This window comes from Thermoflexus hugenholtzii (assembly GCF_018771565.1).
Classification (GTDB): Bacteria; Chloroflexota; Anaerolineae; order Thermoflexales; family Thermoflexaceae; genus Thermoflexus; species Thermoflexus hugenholtzii_A.
The window spans coordinates 1888369-1906596 of the sequence record NZ_CP076326.1 but is presented as its reverse complement, the minus strand read 5'-3'; the positions used below and the strand labels follow the sequence as shown (position 1 = coordinate 1906596).

Here is an 18228-nt window from a genome sequence, read left to right as displayed (position 1 = left end):
GGATGGCGACGGCAGAGCTGCGGGCGGAAGCCCTTCTGACGGTTCGGGAGGAAAGTTACCTCCAGATTGTGTGGCGTCGGTTCCGGCGTCACCGGGTCGCCCTTTTCGGAGCCGCGATCCTGATGGGTTTCATCCTCATCGCGGCGTTGGCGCCGTGGATCGCCCCTTACGATCCCTACGCCCAGAACCTGAACTTGAAGAACGCGGGGCCGTCCCCCGCCCACTGGCTGGGGACGGATGAGCTGGGCCGCGATGTCCTTTCCCGGCTGATGCACGCGGCCCGTATCTCCCTGACGGTGGCGTTCGTGGTCACGTTGATCAGCCAGACCACCGGCGCCCTCATCGGGGCGATCTCCGGGTATTTCGGGGGCTGGGTTGACAACCTCATCCAGCGGATCGTGGATTTCATGCTCACCCTTCCGCTGCTCCCGCTCCTGCTGACCATCTCCGCTCTCCTCAGCGACGTCACCATCCCGGGCCTGAGTCGGGAGTGGAGCAGCGTGGTGATCATCATCATCGTCCTCAGCGTCTTCGGCTGGATGAGGGCTGCGCGTCTGGTGCGAGGGGTGGTGCTCTCGTTGCGGGAGCAGATGTTCACGGAGGCCGCGCGCGCCCTCGGGATGTCGGACCTGCAAATCGTGGTGCGCCACATGATCCCCAACGCCATGGCCCCTATCATCGTCAGCGCCACCCTCAGCCTGGGCACCGTGATCATCCTGGAGGCTGCCCTGAGCTTCCTGGGCTTTGGGGTGCAGCCTCCGGTGCCCACCTGGGGCAACATGCTCAACAACGCCCAGGCGGATATGTGGACCCAGCCCTTCAAGGCCATCGTCCCCGGGTTCTGCATTTTCCTGACTTCGCTTTCGTTCAACTTCGTGGGGGATGGCCTGCGGGACGCCCTGGATCCGCGGCTGAAGCGTTAGGCCCGTCGGGGTTCATGGGAGGGCTACGTAAAGATCTTGCGGGGAGGAAGGCCGGATGTCTGCTCGCGATCTGTTGAGGGGAGGATATCCTCTGAAGGAGGAGATGGCTTTGGTTTCCCGTGACAGCCGCGAGGTGTTGCTCGAGGTTCGGGATCTGCGCACCTATTTCTTCACCGAAGAAGGCGTGGTGAAGGCGGTGGACGGGGTGAGCTTCCACGTGCGGCGGGGGGAGATCCTGGGCTTGGTCGGGGAATCCGGATGCGGGAAGAGCGTGACCTCCCTCTCGATCATGCGCCTGATCACCCCGCCCGGACGCATCCTGAGCGGGGAGGTGCTTTTCGACGGGGTCGACCTGTTGAAACTGCCCGAGTCGGAGATGGTCCGCCTGCGGGGCAGCCGGATCTCGATGATTTTCCAGCAGCCGGTGAGCTGCCTGAACCCGGTCTTTAAAATCGGTGACCAGATCGCGGAGGTTTTTCAGGTCCACGAGGGATTGAGCCGGGCGGAGGGTTGGCGTCGCGCCATCGAGCTCCTGCAGATGGTGGGCATCCCGGATCCGGAGCGACGCGCCCACTCCTATCCTCACGAGCTCTCGGGGGGCATGGCCCAGCGGGTGATGATCGCCATGGCCCTGGCCCTGGGCCCGGAGCTGCTGATCGCCGACGAGCCCACCACCGCTCTGGACGTGACCATCCAGGCCCAGATCCTGGATCTGATGCGGGAGCTCCAGCGCCGCATGCACACCGCCATCATCCTCATCACGCACGATATGGGCATTGTGGCGGAGATGTGCGATCGGGTCGCGGTGATGTATGCGGGCCAGATCATCGAGGAGGCCGATGTGCGCACCATCTTCTCTAACCCGCAGCATCCCTATACCCGGGGGCTCCTGGGATCCATCCCGGTGATGGGGGTGGTGAAACCCCGCCTGGACACAATCCCGGGGACAGTGCCCAACCTGATCGATCTCCCGCCGGGTTGCCGTTTCGCGCCCCGTTGCCGCGCCCGCGTGGAGAACCAGGCCCAGCTCGGGAACGTCTGCCTGGAGCAGATCCCCCCGCTCTTTCATACGGAGCCCGGACATCAGGTCCGTTGCTGGCTTTACGGATAGCGCACCCCGGCCGGCGCGTTCGAAAAGGATCTCTGGAACAGGGAGGATGACGGATGACCATCGTGCAAGCGCAGGCTCAGCCCCGCATGGAGGTCTCGGCGGATCAGGATCTGGTGGTGGTTCGGGATCTTAAGAAATATTTCCCGGTGCGTCGGGGATTGCTGCAGCGCGTGGTGGCCTGGGTGAAAGCCGTGGATGGGGTGAGCTTCAACATCCGCCGCGGCGAAACCCTGGGGCTGGTAGGGGAATCCGGCTGCGGGAAAACCACCGTCGGACGCACGATCCTCCGCCTGATCGAGCCCACGGCCGGGGAAGTCTATTTCGAGGGAAGGAACATCTTCGCCCTCACCAAATCCGAACTGAAAGCCCTGCGACGGGATATGCAGATCATCTTCCAGGACCCTTACTCCTCCCTGGATCCCCGTATGCCGGTGGGGGCGAGCATCGCCGAGGGGCTTGCCGTCCACGGGATCGGAACACCGAAAGAGCGCATGGAGATGGTGATCGATCTCCTCCGCAAGGTGGGCCTGGAGGATTACCACGCCCGCCGCTATCCTCACGAGTTCTCAGGAGGCCAGCGCCAGCGCATCGTCATCGCCCGGGCCCTGGCCCTGCGCCCCAAGTTCATCGTCTGCGATGAGCCGATCTCCGCCCTGGACGTCTCCATCCAGGCCCAGATCATTAATCTCCTGAAAGAGCTTCAGGAGGAGTTCCATCTCACCTATCTGTTCATCGCCCACAACCTGAGCGTCATTGAGCACGTCAGCGATCGCGTCGCAGTGATGTATCTGGGGAAGATCGTGGAGCTGACTTCCCGGGAGGAGCTGTATCGTAATCCGCTCCATCCTTACACGCAGGCTTTGCTCTCCGCTGTTCCCATCCCGGATCCCACCCTCAAGCGGGAGCGTATCCTGCTGAAGGGAGATGTCCCCAGCCCGCTCAACCCGCCCGCCGGATGCCGCTTCCATCCCCGTTGCCCGGTCGCGATGGCGCACTGCGCCCGGGAGGAGCCGCCCTTTATCAACGTAGGAACGCCGCAGCAGGAGCACTGGGTGGCGTGCTGGCGGGTGATGTAAGCCTGGCCGTTGCTCTCAAGGGCGAGGCGATGGGATCCGGAACTCCAGCACCACGGTCCCCTCCGGGTCCTCCAGAACGCCCCGTTCGCCGGGCTGCCACACCGCCCCGTCGCGTCCCCAGTAAAGATCCGTGGCCGTGTTCTCCCCGGCGCGGGTGTGCACCGCCACCCGGCTGCCGGCCCATAGGGTGAGGGCCGGGAAGACGAAGAGGTTCCCATCCGCATCCCGCAGCCGCCAGCCGGCCAGGCTGAGGGTCGCCCCCTCGTTCACCAGCACGAGGGTCTCCTGCTCCACATCCCCGACCCCGCGGATCTCCAGAACCCGCAGGCGGATCCCATCAGCGGCCGGCGCTGGGGATGGCAGCGGGCTCGGAGAAGGGATGGGGGGCGGCACCGCCGGGAGCTCCCCCGGGATCCGCAACACCTGCCCCGGATAAATGACCGCCTCCGGGCTCAGGCCGTTGGCCCGCAGCAGGCTCTCCAGGGACACCCCATAGCGCGCCGCGATCCCGATCAGGGTATCCCCAGGCTGGACGGTATACATCAGCGGGGGGCGGGGCGTCGCGGTGGGGATCGGGGTGGCCGTGGGGAGAGGGGTGGGCAGGGGCGGCAGCGGCCAGATCCGCTCGATCCCCCACAGGGCCAGGATCCCCACCCCGCAGGCCGCTATGAGGTTCCAGACCATCCATCGGAGCCATGACCCGGAACGGCGTGAAAGCCCCCGTCCCATGGTGCTCATCCCGGGCGTTCTCCATCGTGATCCGGAGGATCATCCAGGATTCCCATTTTATATCGCCTTTGGAGATCGCATAGATGGATCGGCGAGCCTTCGATATAATTCGAGGTAGAGGATCGTGCGGGCAGGAGGAGCGGACGCATCGATGCGGAGCATGTTGCAAGCCCTGCGGGAGGGCCTGGCGCGAACCCGCCAGGCTGCCTTCGGACGGATCGCGCAACTGTTGGGGGCAACCGAGATCACGCCGGCGCTCTGGGAGGAGCTGGAGGCCGCCCTCATCCAGGCCGATGTGGGCGTGCGGGTTGCTCAAGAGCTCCTGGATCGCCTGCGAGAACGGGTCCGCCGGGAGGGGGTCACCCGGGCGGAGGACCTGCGGGCGATGTTGAAAGCGGAGCTGCGCGCCCTGCTCAAAGATCCCCCACCGTTGAACCTGGGGCGGGATCCCCTGGAGGTGGTGCTGGTGGTCGGAGTGAACGGTTCGGGGAAGACCACCACCGTGGCGAAGCTGGCCCACCGCTTCCGGCAGCAGGGCCGACGGGTGCTGTTGGCGGCGGCGGACACTTTCCGGGCCGCGGCGGGGGAACAGCTGGAGATCTGGGCGGAACGGGCCGGCGTGCCCTGCATCGGGGGGCAGCCCGGCGCCGATCCCGGCGCGGTGCTCTTCGACGCCCTGCAGGCCGCCCGCGCCCGGGGTTACGACCTGGTCCTGGCCGACACCGCCGGCCGACTGCACACCAAATACAACCTGATGCAGGAGCTCCAGAAGGTCCGCCGGGTCGCCGCGAAAGCGGTCCCGGGCGCGCCCCACGAGGTCTGGCTGGTGCTGGATGCCACCACCGGGCAGAACGCCCTCCCGCAGGCCCGGGAGTTCCATCAAGCCGTGGGCGTCACCGGTCTGATCCTCACCAAGCTGGACGGCACAGCGAAGGGGGGCGCGGTCTTCGCCATCGCCCGAGAGCTGGGCCTGCCGGTGCGGTTTGTGGGGGTGGGAGAGGGGCTGGAGGATCTGCTGCCCTTCGATGCGGGCGCCTTTGTAGAGGAGCTGTTCGAGGATGCGACGGGGTCGCCTGCCTGAAATCGAGATCCCGGCACCCTCCCGGGATGCCATGATCCGGGCGGTGGACATCCCGGAGGTGATCGGGGCGTATTTGGTTGGCTCCTGGGCCGCCGGCCGGGCGGATGCCCTGAGCGATGTGGACATCGCCGTGTGGGTGGATCCGGATGTGCCCCCCGCGCGGTTCCCGGAGCTCCTGGATCGTCTCCAGGCCCGGTTGGAGGAGGCCCTTCCGGGCCATGAGATCGACCTGATCCTGCTGAACACGCTGCCTCCGGCCCGTCAGTTCGCGGTTCTAAAGGAGCGGGAGCTCCTGTTCTGCCGGGACCCCGGCCGCTGCGCGGATTGGGAAGCCCGGGCGATGCGGGCCTATCTGGACGAGGGCCCCTTTCGGGAGCTCCTGAACCGGACCTCCCTGAAGCGCTGGAAGGGGGAAAGCTCAGTGATCGATCGAGATTTATTGATGGATCGCATGACCCGGCTGGAGGAGTTCCTCGCATTGCTGGAGCCGCTGGCCGCCCTGGACCGCTCGGACTTCTGCGGGGATCCGTATCGCTACGGCAGCGCGGAGCGCTTCCTCCAGCTGGCCATTGAAGCGGCGCTGGACATCGGGCATCACCTCATCGCCCACATGGGATTGGGGCGTCCTCAGAGCTACGCGGAGGTCTTTCGGATTCTGGGACGGGCGGGGATCCTGCCGGAGGCGCTGGCGGAAGCCATGGCGCAGATGGCCCGGTGGCGAAACCGGCTGGTCCACCTGTATTGGGATATCGATCACGCCCAGGTTCACGCCATGCTCCCGCAGGCGATCCGGGATCTGAAGGCGTTCATGCAGGTCACCGCGCGCTTGATCGAGGGGACGTCCGCCCCATGAACCTGCCCGAAAGCAGGGGAAGGCCGCCCTTGCCAGGCGGCCGGTGGAGATCCATAGAGAGATCCATAGAAAGGGAGGGAGATGATGTCGACGGATCTGCGAGAGCGATTGGAAGCGTTGACGCTGACGCTGGAAGATCTCCTGGACCGTCTTTGACATCCCGGAGAAGCAGGCGGAGATCCAGCGTTTGGAGGAGGAGGCCGCCCGGCCGGATTTTTGGGAACAGCCGGCCCAGGCGCAGGAGGTGCTGAAGCGGTTAGGCCGCCTGAAGGAGGAGGTCCGCAACTGGCTCCATCTACGCCAACGGGCTCAGGAGGCCCGGGAGCTGCTGGAGCTGGCGGAGGGCGAGGGCGATGAGGCGCTGATGGCCGAGCTGGCCCGCGAGATCGAAGCCCTGGAGGAGACGGTGCGCCACCGCCAGTTCGAGGTCTGGATGTCCGGCCCCTATGACCGCCACGACGCCATCCTGGCCATCCACGCGGGGGCCGGCGGCACCGACGCCCAGGACTGGGCGGAGATGCTGTTGCGCATGTATCTGCGCTGGGCGGAGCGCCGGGGCTGGGAGGCCGAGTTGCTGGACAAGGTGGACGGCGAGGAGGCGGGGATCAAGAGCGCCACGGTGCTGGTGAAAGGCCCCTACGCCTACGGCTACCTGAAGGCGGAGAAAGGGGTGCACCGCCTGGTGCGCATCTCCCCCTTCGACGCCGCCCGCCGCCGCCACACGTCCTTCGCCCTGGTCGAGGTCTGGCCGGACATCGGGGAGAGCCCGGAGATCGTCATCCGGCCGGAGGACATCATCATCGAGACCTTCCGGGCCTCCACGGCGGGCGGCCAACATATGCAGAAGAACGAGACGGCCGTCCGCATCCGGCACATCCCGACGGGGATCGTGGTCTCCTGCCAGAACGAGCGCAGCCAGACCCAGAACAAAGAGACCGCCCTCAAGATCCTGAAGGCCCGGCTGGCGGAGCTGGAGGAGCAGAAGCGCCGGGCGGAGATCGCCGCCCTCAAGGGCGAACACGTCAGCGCCGAGTGGGGCAACCAGATCCGCTCCTATGTGCTGCATCCTTATCAGCTGGTCAAGGACCATCGCACCGACTACGAGACCAGCCAGGTGGAGCGGGTCCTGGACGGGGAGCTGGACGATTTCATTGAGGCCTATCTGCGCCAGGCTGTCGCGGCTCCCCGCTCGTGATGGGGGAAGCGGCCTGCCAGGCCGGGGATCCGGAGGGGGACGATGGGGAAGCGGAAAACGAGGAATCCCACCGGGGAGTGGCTCTCTCTGAAGGAGGCGGCGGCGATGCTGGGGGTGCACCCGGCCACGCTGCGGGCGTGGGCGGATGCCGGGCGCATCCCCTCCCAGCGGACCGCCGGGGGGCACCGGCGGTTCGCCCGCAAGGATCTGGAAGCCTGGCTGCAGGCCCACGGCGCGGAGCCCGGGGTGCGCATGCTGATCACTTACACCCTGGGCCAGCTCCGTCTGGAGCTCGCCCGGGGAGTCGGCCCTCAGGCCCCCTGGTTCGAACGGATGCGCGGCCCCATCGCTCAGGAGTTCCAGGCCACGTGCTATCAGCTCCTGGAGGAGCTCCAGGCTTACATCCGGGATCACGACCCGCATCGCCCCCGCCGGATCGGGCAGCGTTACGCCGAGCAGGCGCACGCGGCCGGGCTGGGGCTGGAAGACCTGTTGCGGGCGTTCCTCCACTTCGGCGGCTACCTCCTGGAGAGCGTGTTCCGGATGGTGGAGCTGGGCGGGGCGCCGGAGCGCTGGCGCGAGGTTTATCGGGACATCCTCGCTTTTTACAACGAAACGTTGCTGGCGATGGTGGGGGGATATCTGGAGCGCGCGCCATGGGATCAGGCCGTCGTCCGTCCGGCAACCGGCTGAGCGGCCTCCTGATCGGGGCTGGGCTGCTCCTCGGGGCCGCCGGGCTCGCGACGGCCTGGCCCACCCCCCGGGATCCTGAACCCCTTCCACTTCCACCCCGGGGGCCTTCCGCGGCCCCACCGGCCCGCCCATCTCCGGAGCCGAGGGGGGTGCAGGAGGCCAGGGCGATGCGCCCGGAGCCTGCGCCGACCCGCTCGCCGTCCTCCGGGGCGGTGGCGGATCCCCCCATCCGCCTGATCATCCCGGACATCGGGCTGGAGGCCCCGGTGGTCCCGGCGCGCCTGACCACGATGACGGAGGGGAGCCAGGTCTTCATCACCTGGGAGCCTCCCCACGGGTTCGCCGCCGGCTGGCTCCCCACCTCGGCGGCGCCCGGCCAGGGGGGCAACGTGGTCCTGATCGGCCACCACAACATCGAGGGGAAGGTCTTCCGCGCCCTCCATCGCCTGCGCCCGGGTCAGCGGATCCGGGTGGAGACCTCCCGGCAGGCCTACGCGTATCAGGTGGAGGGGATCCACATCCTGCCGGAGAAAGGCCAGCCTCCGGAGGTGCGGCAGCGGAATCTGGGGTGGATCCTGCCCACCCCGGAGGAGCGCCTCACCCTGGTCACATGCTGGCCGCCGGAGAACAACACCCATCGCCTGATCGTGGTGGCCCGCCCGGCCCCGTGAGGGCGCCCGGCGTGGCGCGCGCGAGCGCTCATGCGAACTTTCCGAACTGGAGGTCGGGATGTCGATCCTGGATTGGACGCCGTTGCGGCGGATCCGGCGCAACCATGCGCTGGAGCACGCCACGATCCATCTGCTCAGCCAGCGGTTCCCCGGCCTGCCCATGGCCGGTCGCTCCACCCCTTTCGGGTTCTACGTTTACGGGAACGTGCCGATGGAGGCGGTGATCGCTGCGGCCCGTGAGGCCCTGGAGCGATTGCGTCGAGGCGAGCATCACTGGGCGATCCATCCGGGTTGCGGGACCAACTACGTGGCCTCCGGCACCTCCGCCGGCCTGGCGGCCTTTCTCACCCTGGGCCTGGTGCCCCATCGCCGGCGCCGCGACGTTCTCCCCCTGGTCATCTTCGCCACGGTGCTCACGCTGATCGCCGTGCAACCCCTGGGCCCATGGCTGCAGGCCCACGTCACCACCCGGGCTGACCCGGGGGATCTGGAGATCGTGGGGGTGCGGGCCCTCCCCGGCGGCTTCGTCCGGGTCCACTTCGTGGAGACCCGGGGCGGATGAGCGTCCGGAGCCCGAGCCGTAACCAAGGAACTACACGAATCATTCGCGGAACACCGCAAAGACGTCCCGATGATCCTCCTCTTCCACGGTGAGAACGAGCTGGAGATCGAGGAGGCCCTGCGGGAGCTTCGCGGGGAGGTGGGGGATGCGGCCGCCCAGTCCATGAACGTGATCGTCCTGGACGGCCGGCGGATCTCCCCGGCGGAGCTGCAGGCGGCATGCGCGGCGATGCCCTTCCTGGCCTCGCGGCGCCTGGTCGTCGTGGAGGGATGGTTCGCCCGGGAGCGCCGGCGGGCCCAGGAGGACGAGGCCTTCCGACAGGCCCTCGCCGCCGTCCCGCCCACCACCCTCCTGGTCCTGATCGAACGGAGGACCCTACCGGAGGATCATCCGCTGTTGCGCTGGATGGCGACGCATCCGGATCAGGCGGAGGTCCGGCATTTCCCCCTGCCGCCTCCCCGGGCCCTCCCGGAGTGGGTGATGGAGCGGGCCCGGCGATACGGCGGGACCTTCACCCCGCAGGCGGCCTCCGCCCTGGCCGCCCTGGTCACGGATCTCCGCCTGCTGGATCAGGAGATCCGCAAGCTCTCCGCATGGGCTGCCGGCCGCCCCGTCACCCCTCAGGATGTGGAGCGGCTGGTCCCCTATGCGGCGCCGATCAGCCTCTTCGAGCTCACGGAGGCCTTAGGACGGCGGGATGTGCGCCGGGCCCTGGCCGCCCTCCACCGGCTCCTGGAGGAGGGAGAGCACCCCCTCGGGCTGTTCGGCATGATCGTCCGCCAGTTCCGTCTGATGCTCCTGATGAAGGAACAGCTGGAACGGGGCCTCTCCCCCGCGGAGGCCGGAAACCTGCTGGGCCTTCATCCGTATGCGGCGCGCAAGATCGCGGAGTCCGCGGTCGCCTTCTCGATCCCCCAGCTGGAAACCTTCTACCGGAGCCTGGCGGAGCTGGACCTGGCCATCAAAACCGGCCAGGTCCCGGATGTGGTGGCGCTGGAGACGTTCATCGTCTCGGTGGGCCGACGGGAAGCCGTATGAAGGCGTGGATCGTCCTCAAGCCCCACGCGGAGCGCAAGCTCCGCAATTTCTACCCCTGGGCCTTCCACGATGACATCGCCCGCGTTCACGGGGACCCGGAGCCGGGGGCCGTCGTGGAGGTTCGGGACGCCACGGGGACGCTGGTGGGGAGGGCGTTCTACAACCCCGCGGCCCATATCCCCCTTCGGATGCTCACCCGGGGGGACGAGCCTGTGGATTCGGAGTGGCTCCGGAGGCGCCTGGCGGAGGCCGCCGACCGGCGAAGGAGCATCCGGGACACGAACGCCGTCCGCCTGGTCCACGGGGAGGCGGATGGGCTCCCCGGGCTGATCGTCGATCGCTACGGCGACGTCCTGGTGGTGCAGATCCGGAACCTGGGGATGGAGCGCTGGCGGGAGATGCTGGTGGACGCGTTGCGCGAACGGTTCGCGCCCCGGGGGATCTATGAGCGCAGCGATGTGGAGGCCCGGGAGGACGAGGGGCTGGAGCCGCGGGCTGGCCTGTTGTGGGGGGAGATCCCGGATCCGCTGGAGGTGGAGGAGGACGGGCTGGTCTTCGAAACCAGCGCGATCCGCGGGCAGAAGACCGGGTTCTATCTGGATCAGCGGGAGAACCGCCGACGGCTGCGAGGGATGGTGCGGCCGGGGGATCGGGTGCTGGACGTTTACGGCTACATCGGGACCTTTGCCATCCACGCGGCCGCCGCGGGGGCGACGGCGATGGTCATCGACAAGGACCCATGGGCGCTGCAGCAGGCGGAGCGCAACGCGGCCCGCAACGGCCTGGCCTCCCGGATCACCGTCCGCCTGGGGGATGCCCTGGAGATGATGGAGGCGTTGCTCGCGGAGGGAAGGCGGTTCACCCACGTGGTCCTGGATCCGCCCGCGATGGTGAAGCGGCGGACGGAATGGGAGCGGGGGGTGCGCCGACGGTTCGTGGAGATGGCCGCGCTCGCCCTGCGCCTGCTGGAGGAGGGCGGGGTGCTGTTCTTCTCCTCGTGCGCCTATCCGGTCCGCCTGGAGGATCTGATCGAGGCCGTCCGCCTGGCGGCGGCCGACGTGGGCTGCCGCCTGGTCGTCCGGGATGTCACCTATCAGCCGCCGGATCACCCATGGATCCTGCAGATCCCGGAGACCCTTTACTTGAAGACGCTGATCGTGGAGAAGCAAAGGTGAGGCGGCTCCGGGTCCGGCGCACCCTGCGAGGCCGGAGGATCCGGTTTATCATTCAAAGGAGACCGTTCCCGGGATGGTGAGCGACGAGTCCATGAAAGACGAGATGTTGGAGCGCCGGAGGGCGGCGGCCTGGGAGGCGGCCCGGGCGTGCGCGGAGTTGTTGCGCCGCCGCTTCGGGGCACGATGGGTCTTCATCTTCGGCTCCCTGGCCGGCCAGAGTCCCTGGCACGCGCGCTCAGACATCGATATCGCCGTGGAAGGGCTGGCGCCGGAGCGCTACTTCGACGCCCTGCGGGAGTGTGAGGCGCTCCTTCCGGAGGGCATGGAGCTGGATCTGATCCCTCTGGAGAGCGCCCCTCCCACCCTGCGCGCCCGCATCCTGGGGGAGGAGGAGATGCCCATCGAGCCGACGGAAGCCCTGCGTCGGGAGATCGACCTGGAGCTCGCCCGGCTGGAGCGGCTGATGAGCCGCTGGCCCGGCGAGCCCGACGAGTTCGCCCTGCGCAGCCTGGGGAGCATCCTGCACGATTTCTACACCGGCGTCGAACGGATCTTCGAGCGGATCGCGGTGCGGATCGATGGGGACCTCCCTGCCGACCCTCATGGGCACACCGATTGGCTGTGGCGGATGATGAGCCCGTGGGGGGAATCCCGACCCGCCGTGATCGATCCCGCCCTGGGATCCCGCCTCTCGGATTACCTTCGTTTCCGGCATCTGTTCCGTCATACCGATGGATTCGAGCTGGAGTGGGAGCGCTGTCGGCCGCTGGCGGAGCGGATGCCGGAGACGTTTCGGGAGCTTCGAACCCAGCTGATGGCTTTCCTCGATTCCCTCACCGGGCGCTGGGAGCCATGAACGCGGAGACGCCCTCCCCTGCCTTGCGGATGCTGGGGCCCGCCCTGATGCTGGCCGGGACGATGCTCCCCTGGGGGGCAGGCCCTGCGGCCCGGGGGCTGGACGGATGGGGGGTGCTGGTCCTGATGGTCAGCGTGCCCGCCCTGTGGCTGCCCTGGGCCATCCGGGGATCGCCCCGGGCCCGGCCGATCCTGGGAGCCCTGGCCTTCCTCGCCGCCGTGGGCGCCCTGGGGGCCTGGCTGAGCGCCTGGCAGACGGCCGCCGCCTCGGCGGCGGATCCCGCCCGGGAGATCGGGAAGGGGCCGCTGTTCACCCTGGTGGGAGCGGTTCTCACGGGGGCCGCCCTCCCGGACGCCTGGAAGCCCTGGCAGCGCGCCCTGGCCACCGCCGGTGGAGTCGGGCTGGCGATGGCCCTGGCCTTCGGGCTCCCCGCGGTGCGGTTCGGGGGGCGGGGGCTTGCAGCTGCCGGGGGAGGTCCATCGCCGGCCCTTCGAACCCCATGGGTGGTGATTGAGATCCTGCGTCCCACCCCTTCGTCGGAGACCCCCTCGATCCCACCCGGGACGCCTGAGAGTGAGCCGCAGCGATCCCCGACACCCGCCCCGCCCTCCCGAAGCGGACCCCCGACGGAGGGGCTTGGGGAGGCCTCCCAGCCGCCTGCCCCTCCGACCGAGGAGCCGCCGCCTCCGTCGGCGCCCACGTCCACGCCCATGCTCTCCCCTCCGCCCACGCCCCCGCTTTCCCCCCTCTTCCCATAGAGGTGGATCTTCAGATAAGCAGCCTCTAAAATCAAAGGCGGAGGGGGGAGGAGGTCGTCCGTCCGGGGCAGGGAATCCCATTGCGATGGAGGATTCGGAATGGATGGGTTTGCGCAGGAGGTTGCCCGCCGGCTGGTGGAGAACATCGAGCGGGTGATTTTCGGGAAGCGGGAGGCGGTGGAGCTGGCGGTGATCGGGCTCCTGGCCCAGGGCCATCTGCTCATCGAGGATGTGCCCGGCGTGGGCAAGACCATGCTGGCCAAGGCCATGGCCCGCTCCATCGGGGGAACCTTCCGGCGGATCCAGTTCACGCCGGACATGCTGCCCAGCGATATCACCGGCGTCTCGATCTTCAACCCCGGCACCCGCACGTTCGAGTTCCGCCCCGGGCCGATCATGGCGAACATCGTCCTGGCGGATGAGATCAACCGGGCCACGCCGAAGACCCAGGCGGCCTTGCTGGAGGCGATGGAGGAGCGGCAGGTGAGCGTGGACGGCGTCACCTATCCTCTCCCTCAGCCGTTCCTGGTGCTGGCGACCCAGAACCCCATCGAGTATGAGGGCACCTTCCCGCTGCCCGAGGCGGAGCTGGACCGGTTTATGCTGCGCATCCGTCTGGGTTATCCGGCCCGCAAGGACGAGCTGGCGATCCTGGAGGCCCAGCAGTTCCGCCATCCCATTGAGACCCTCGACCAGGTGGTGCGACTGGAGGAGCTGCGCCGCGCGCAGGAGGAGATCCGGGCCGTCCACGTCTCCGCGGAGATCCGAGGCTATCTCCTGGAGATCGTGGAGCGCACCCGGGAGCATCCGGACGTCTATCTGGGGGCCAGCCCGCGAGGGACGCTGGCGCTGTTCCGCACCGCGCAAGCCCGGGCCGTCCTGCGGGGGCGGGATTACGTGATCCCCGACGACATCAAGGCCCTGGTCCAGCCCTGCCTGGCCCATCGCCTGATCCTTCATCCCACCGCCCGCATGCGGGAGGTTACCCCGGAGCAGGTTCTGGAGGAGATCATGAACCGGGTTCCGGTGCCCGGCGCCGCCCTGGCGTAGCCGCCCGGCCCGAGGAGGTAGGACAACTGCGAGCAGTTGTCCTACAAGTGGGATACACCCGGAGGATGCCTTCTGTTTTGAAAGCGGCGGAAATCGGGTATACTCGAGCCGATCGCTGGATCTGCGGGTTTCACCCGAAGGCTCCAGGAGCGAGGTGGCGGATGGGCAGGCTGGAAGATCCCCAGCGCGTGGGCAGAGTTCCGTTTGCGGATCTCGAATGGATCCTGGAGGCCTTCGCGCCCCTGCGGTTCCCTCTGGCCCAGGGCCTCTGGCTCCTGCGCCCGTGGATCGGCGCGGAGCCTCTCGCCCGCTGGATCGCCGTCCTCGAATCCGCACCCCGAAGGCCAGGCCGGGAGGATCCCCGATGACCATGGGCGTCCTGTTGCTGATCGCTGCGGCGCTGACGCTGGCGGCTGTCTACGGCGGGCGGCGGATCCGCCTCTCCCCCCGTGCCCTCGAATCCTTCCGGCAGATCCCCTTCCAGGTCGGGCGCTCGCTGGAGACCGGCCAGCCCCTCCAGTTCGCGCTGGGATCCGGCGGGCTGCTCGGCGGCGAGGCCGCGTTCACCCTGAGCGCGGCCCGGTCCCTGGAGCGGGCGCTGGGGGATGTGCGAACAGGGGAGGTCCCTCCCTGGGTGGCCGTGGCCGATCCCGTGGCGCTGCTGTATGCGCGGCATCTCTTCCAGGAGGCCGCCCGGCTGCCGGCGATGTCCTCTCCTCCCCTGGATCGCATCGAATGGGCTGGCGCCAGCCCGATGGCCTACATCGCCGGCCTGACCCTCTCCCTGGGCCTCCGACCGGTCGCCGCCAACATCCTGGGCGGGTCCTTTCGGGAGGAGGCGATCCTCGCCGGCGAGGCGGGCCAGCGGGAGGGGGCGGTCTCTCTCTTCGCCATGCCGGATCCTTCCGGCGCGGCGGCCATGTGGCCTCTGGACCCGTCCCTCGCGGTGGGGGAGGAGGCCCTCACCGCAGCGCCCCGTGAGGATGCCCCGGGGCGCTGGCTGGCTCACGATCTGCTTCGCTGGTTGCTGATCGCGCTCCTCATCGCCGCCGCGCTGGGGGCGATGGGACGTGGGTGAAGGAGGGAAGGGATGATCCGGCGGGTGGTGTTCACCGGGGTTCTGAGCCTGGCGATCCTTCTCGCCCTGGTGCCGTATCTGTGGCCCCAGCCGGCGCTCCGCCAGGCCCTGACCGAGCTGGGTTCCACGCTCCTGGCGTATGCCACGCTGGTGGCCTTCCTGGCCTTCCTGGACGCCCACCTCCGTCGGATCCGCCTCCAGGGGGAGGGATGGCCGTATAGCCTGGTCATCGTCCTGAGCGCCCTCGCCGTCCTGATCCTCGCCGCAGGCGAAGGATGGATCCGGGGCAGCGGGCTCGCCGGCCCCTGGATGATGTGGATCTATCAATATGGGGTGCTGCCCCTCGAGGCCTCGCTGGGCGCGCTGCTTCCCTTCTTTATGATCCTTGCCCTCTGGCGCCGGCTGCGCGCTCGACCCTCCGTCGAAGCCCTGCTGTTCACCGCCGGCGTCCTGAGCGTCCTGATCCTCCGCTCCGGCGGCACCTCCCTCCCTCTGCTTTGGGGTCCCCTGTCCCACGCGGTGGTGGAGCCCCTGATCACCGGGGGGGTTCGGGGGATCCTGCTGGGCGTGGCGTTAGGGGTGGTGGTCATGATGCTGCGGATCGCGCTGGGGCTGGATCGGCCTATGGGCCGTTGATCCGGGAGGAAGCCGATGCGACGCTGTCCGGTTTGTGGGGCGCTTTACCCGGAGGAGGCGCAAATCTGCACCCGTTGTGGGGCAGATCTGGTGGATGGCCCCGGGGAGATCGAGGGAACCCTCTGCGCCGTCTGCGGATACCGGAACCCGCCCGAGGCCGTGTTCTGTGAGCAGTGCGGTGTCCGGCTGAAGGAAGCGGAGGAGGAAGGGGAGGTAAGGCGGGAGGAGGCAGCCGGAGCGCCCCCGGAGCCCGGGATGCCGGAATGGCTGCTTGCGGTGGAGGATCTGTTCCCGGAAGCGCCTCCCGCTTTCCCGGAAACCGTCGAGGAGGAACGCCCGCCGTTCGGGGCGCCGCCGGTGGAAGAAGCGCAGGGTCCGGGGGAGGCTCCCCCTTCGGGCCCTGAGGCTCCGATTCTTCCCTTCTCGGAAGAAATGGAGCCGGAGGCCATGCCCCCGGAGGAGGGCGCTCCTCCCGGCCCGCCGGAGGCGGAGACCGGGATGGCCGTTCCGCCGTGGATGCCTCCGGAGACCGAGGCATCCCCGTTCCCGGAGCTCCCTCCGCTCTTCGAGGTTCCAGAGCTCGGGGAAACCCCTCCGGTCAGCGAGGCGGGCTTCTCCGGTGAGGAGGCTTCCCCGCCGGAGACGGCTCCGTTCACCTTCTTCCCGCTGGAGGAAGAGGCGGAGCGTCCTCCCGCGATCGAGGCCCCTTCTCCGGGCGGCGAGGAAGTGGAGGCCCTTCCTCCTCCATGGCCGGAGGGGGAGGAGCTGCCGGAATGGTGGAAGGAGCTGGGGCTGACGGAGGCGCCTCCGCCCGGTTCATCGGAGGAGGTCCCTGCCCAGGCCCCTCCTCTTCGGGCCGAGGGGCTCCCGGAGGAGGTCATGACGGCGCCGCCGGCGACAGCGCCCTTCCAGCTGGAGGAAGCGCCTCCACCCCCGCCTCCGGAGGAAGTCCCGCCCTTCACAGACCTGGAGGCGGTGCTGGCGGAGATGCCGGAGTGGTTGCAGACCCTCCGGCCGGTCGCCGAGGAGGGCGGAGAGGCGCCGGTGGAGACGCTCCTGCCTCTGGAGCCGGTGGTGGTGGAGGAACAGGGTCCGCTGGCCGGGCTGGTGGATGTGCTCCCACGACATCCCCAGCTGGTGGAGGTCCAGGGCCCTCCCGCCCGTCTTCGGGCCGAGCCGATCCCGGAGCTCCGGACGCGGGCGGAGGCCTGGGGGAGTCTGCTCGCCCAGGGCCTGACCTTCCTGATCGGCGAGCGGGTGGCGGAGCCGACCCCGGCCGGTCTGGCCCAGGCGGTGGAGCGCGGGTTGTTGTTCGCCCTGATTCTCGTGGCGTTGATCCTTGGCCTTTACTGGCCGCTGCCCTTCTTCCGGCCCGCCTTTCTGACGCCGCCGACGGCCTTCGTCGCCGCGCTGGATGAGGCCCCATCCGGAGGGCTGGCGCTGGTGGCGGTGGAGTATGGGCCGGACCGCGCGGCCGAGCTGGACGGCTTCCTGAGGGGGGTGCTGCAGCGGCTGTCGGACCGTGGGGTGCGGGCGCTGACGGTGAGCCTCAGCCCCTGGGGAGCGGCCCAGGCCGCCTCCGTGGTCCTGGCGCGGTCGGACTATGGGGAGCGTGTGATGCATCTGGGGTATGTGCCCGGGCATGAGGTGGCGATCGCCCGCCTGTTGAGCCAGCCGCTCCGCCGGTTCCCCGTTGATTACACCGGACGGCCGGTGCAGGATCTGCCCATCGCCCGGGATTTCGGGGAGGAGCCGCTGGCGGCCCGGGTGAGCCTGGTGGTGCTGATCACCGGTTCCCCGGAGGCCCTGCGAGGCTGGCTGCAGCAGGCCCGGGGGATCCTCCCCCCGGAAGTGCCGGTGATCGCGGCGGTGAGCGCCGGCATCGCGCCCTATGCGGCCCCGTATCAGGAGAGCGGCCAGCTCCGGGCGGTGGCCACCGGCTTGCGGGACGCGCTGCTGCTGGCGGGCGAGGTGGCCGAGGGCAGCCCGGCCTTTTTTGATCTACAGGCGCAGGCGTTGCTTCAAATGCTCGTTGTCGCCCTGATCGGCGTCGGGTTGGGGATCAGCCTGTTCGCCGCGCGCCGGAGGGAGGGATGAACCCGATGGAGGCCATGGGGACCGCTCTGGCCGTCTTTCTCACTCTGATGATCCTGAGCTATTTGATCGAGGACACGGCGGTCTATCGGCTGGCCGCCAGCCTGCTGGTGGGACTGAGCATCGGGTATTTCACGGCCGTGATGCTGTGGAACGTCCTGATCCCGCAGTGGCGGGCGCTTCCCGTGGCGGTGGATCCGGCCCGACGGGCTTTTCTTCTCCTGCAGCTCGGGTTGGGGCTTCTGGTCCTGGCGAAAGGCGTGCCGCGGCTGGGGATCCTGGGGGATCTGGGTCTCGCCATCGCCCTGGGCGTGGGCCTGGGGATCGCAGGGGCGGGGGCGCTGTTCGGGACCATCGGGCCTCAGGTGGCCGCGGGGGCGGGCCAGGGGTTCACCCTGGGGCTGGCGGCGACGTTGCTCGCGCTGCTGGCCGCCCAGTTCTACCGCCCGCCGGCGCGGTCCCCTGCCCTGAGCGCCGCATGGGGGGTTCTGCAGGGGTTGGGACGGGCGGTGTGGGCCTTCACCCTGGGCGCGCTGTTCGGCAGCGCCCTCATCACCGGGATCTCCCTCCTGATCGGCCGGGCCGAGTTCCTGATCCAGGCCCTCAGCCGGTGGGGACCCTGAGATCCCTGTTCCGATACGCACCGGCG

General features: G+C 68.8%; 20 protein-coding genes. 19 read left to right on the top strand and 1 reads right to left on the bottom strand.

Translation table 11 applies throughout. The annotated features are described in order from the left end of the window. Positions 1–2 precede the first annotated feature (2 nt). From KNN16_RS08725 to KNN16_RS08715, 3 genes are all read left to right on the top strand, one after another. Positions 3–923 (top strand): ABC transporter permease, encoded by a 921-nt coding sequence (locus KNN16_RS08725; RefSeq protein WP_303896421.1) that lies wholly within the window; start codon positions 3–5, stop codon positions 921–923. Positions 924–1026: 103 nt separating this feature from the next. Continuing rightward, entirely contained in the window at positions 1027–2034 is a 1008-nt protein-coding gene (locus KNN16_RS08720; RefSeq protein ID WP_303896419.1) for an ABC transporter ATP-binding protein, read from the top strand. A 53-nt stretch (positions 2035–2087) separates the two neighbouring features. Next, positions 2088–3110, top strand: a complete 1023-nt coding sequence (locus KNN16_RS08715) for an ABC transporter ATP-binding protein (RefSeq protein ID WP_299285473.1) — start codon at positions 2088–2090, stop codon at positions 3108–3110. Positions 3111–3125: 15 nt separating this feature from the next. Here the strand turns inward: KNN16_RS08715 and KNN16_RS08710 are convergent, their stop codons facing one another. Continuing rightward, the gene (locus KNN16_RS08710; RefSeq protein ID WP_303896418.1) at positions 3126–3848 is read right to left on the bottom strand and encodes a LysM peptidoglycan-binding domain-containing protein; all 723 of its coding nucleotides are present in this window, start codon (positions 3846–3848) and stop codon (positions 3126–3128) included. A gap of 142 nt (positions 3849–3990) precedes the next feature. On the opposite strand from KNN16_RS08710, the gene ftsY reads away from it, so the two are divergent. From ftsY to KNN16_RS08630, 16 genes are all read left to right on the top strand, one after another. After that, positions 3991–4920: a signal recognition particle-docking protein FtsY gene (gene ftsY, locus KNN16_RS08705; protein WP_303896417.1), complete on the top strand. Its 930-nt coding sequence runs from the start codon at positions 3991–3993 to the stop codon at positions 4918–4920. Beyond that, positions 4898–5773: a HepT-like ribonuclease domain-containing protein gene (locus KNN16_RS08700; RefSeq protein WP_303896416.1), complete on the top strand. Its 876-nt coding sequence runs from the start codon at positions 4898–4900 to the stop codon at positions 5771–5773. The genes ftsY and KNN16_RS08700 overlap by 23 nt, the downstream gene beginning before the upstream one ends. Positions 5774–5857: 84 nt before the next feature. Then, positions 5858–6968, top strand: a protein-coding gene (gene prfB / locus KNN16_RS08695; RefSeq protein WP_303896414.1) for a peptide chain release factor 2 whose coding sequence is annotated in 2 segments (ribosomal slippage) — positions 5858–5926 and positions 5928–6968 — 1110 coding nt in all. Because the reading frame shifts where the segments join, the coding sequence is not laid out codon by codon here. Between the two features lie 42 nt (positions 6969–7010). Continuing rightward, positions 7011–7661: a helix-turn-helix domain-containing protein gene (locus KNN16_RS08690; protein WP_303896413.1), complete on the top strand. Its 651-nt coding sequence runs from the start codon at positions 7011–7013 to the stop codon at positions 7659–7661. Positions 7662–7828: 167 nt separating this feature from the next. After that, positions 7829–8332 (top strand): sortase, encoded by a 504-nt coding sequence (locus tag KNN16_RS08685; protein WP_303896411.1) that lies wholly within the window; start codon positions 7829–7831, stop codon positions 8330–8332. 58 nt (positions 8333–8390) lie between these two features. Next, a complete protein-coding gene (locus KNN16_RS08680; RefSeq protein WP_088572264.1) occupies positions 8391–8894 on the top strand; it encodes a DUF6391 domain-containing protein in 504 nt (167 codons plus the stop codon). 69 nt (positions 8895–8963) lie between these two features. Next, positions 8964–9932 carry a DNA polymerase III subunit delta gene (holA, locus tag KNN16_RS08675; RefSeq protein ID WP_299288953.1) on the top strand — a complete coding sequence of 323 codons (969 nt, stop codon included), beginning with the start codon at positions 8964–8966 and terminating at the stop codon, positions 9930–9932. Further along, the gene (locus KNN16_RS08670) at positions 9929–11107 is read left to right on the top strand and encodes a class I SAM-dependent rRNA methyltransferase (protein WP_299288950.1); all 1179 of its coding nucleotides are present in this window, start codon (positions 9929–9931) and stop codon (positions 11105–11107) included. Before holA ends, KNN16_RS08670 begins: the two co-directional genes overlap by 4 nt. A 73-nt stretch (positions 11108–11180) precedes the next feature. Then, positions 11181–11963: a nucleotidyltransferase family protein gene (locus KNN16_RS08665; RefSeq protein ID WP_303896409.1), complete on the top strand. Its 783-nt coding sequence runs from the start codon at positions 11181–11183 to the stop codon at positions 11961–11963. After that, positions 11960–12721, top strand: coding sequence for a hypothetical protein (locus KNN16_RS08660; RefSeq protein WP_303896408.1), 762 nt, complete (start codon positions 11960–11962; stop codon positions 12719–12721). Before KNN16_RS08665 ends, KNN16_RS08660 begins: the two co-directional genes overlap by 4 nt. A gap of 99 nt (positions 12722–12820) precedes the next feature. Beyond that, entirely contained in the window at positions 12821–13771 is a 951-nt protein-coding gene (locus KNN16_RS08655) for a MoxR family ATPase (protein WP_303896406.1), read from the top strand. A 161-nt stretch (positions 13772–13932) separates the two neighbouring features. Then, positions 13933–14139, top strand: coding sequence for a hypothetical protein (locus KNN16_RS08650; RefSeq protein ID WP_303896405.1), 207 nt, complete (start codon positions 13933–13935; stop codon positions 14137–14139). Then, positions 14136–14849, top strand: a complete 714-nt coding sequence (locus tag KNN16_RS08645; RefSeq protein WP_303896404.1) for a hypothetical protein — start codon at positions 14136–14138, stop codon at positions 14847–14849. The genes KNN16_RS08650 and KNN16_RS08645 overlap by 4 nt, the downstream gene beginning before the upstream one ends. Positions 14850–14861: 12 nt before the next feature. Then, on the top strand, positions 14862–15485 hold the full coding sequence (locus KNN16_RS08640; RefSeq protein WP_299286994.1) for a hypothetical protein: 624 nt from the start codon (positions 14862–14864) through the stop codon (positions 15483–15485). 15 nt (positions 15486–15500) lie between these two features. Further along, entirely contained in the window at positions 15501–17582 is a 2082-nt protein-coding gene (locus KNN16_RS08635) for a zinc ribbon domain-containing protein (RefSeq protein WP_303896402.1), read from the top strand. Next, positions 17579–18202: a hypothetical protein gene (locus KNN16_RS08630; protein ID WP_303896401.1), complete on the top strand. Its 624-nt coding sequence runs from the start codon at positions 17579–17581 to the stop codon at positions 18200–18202. Before KNN16_RS08635 ends, KNN16_RS08630 begins: the two co-directional genes overlap by 4 nt. Positions 18203–18228 lie beyond the last annotated feature (26 nt).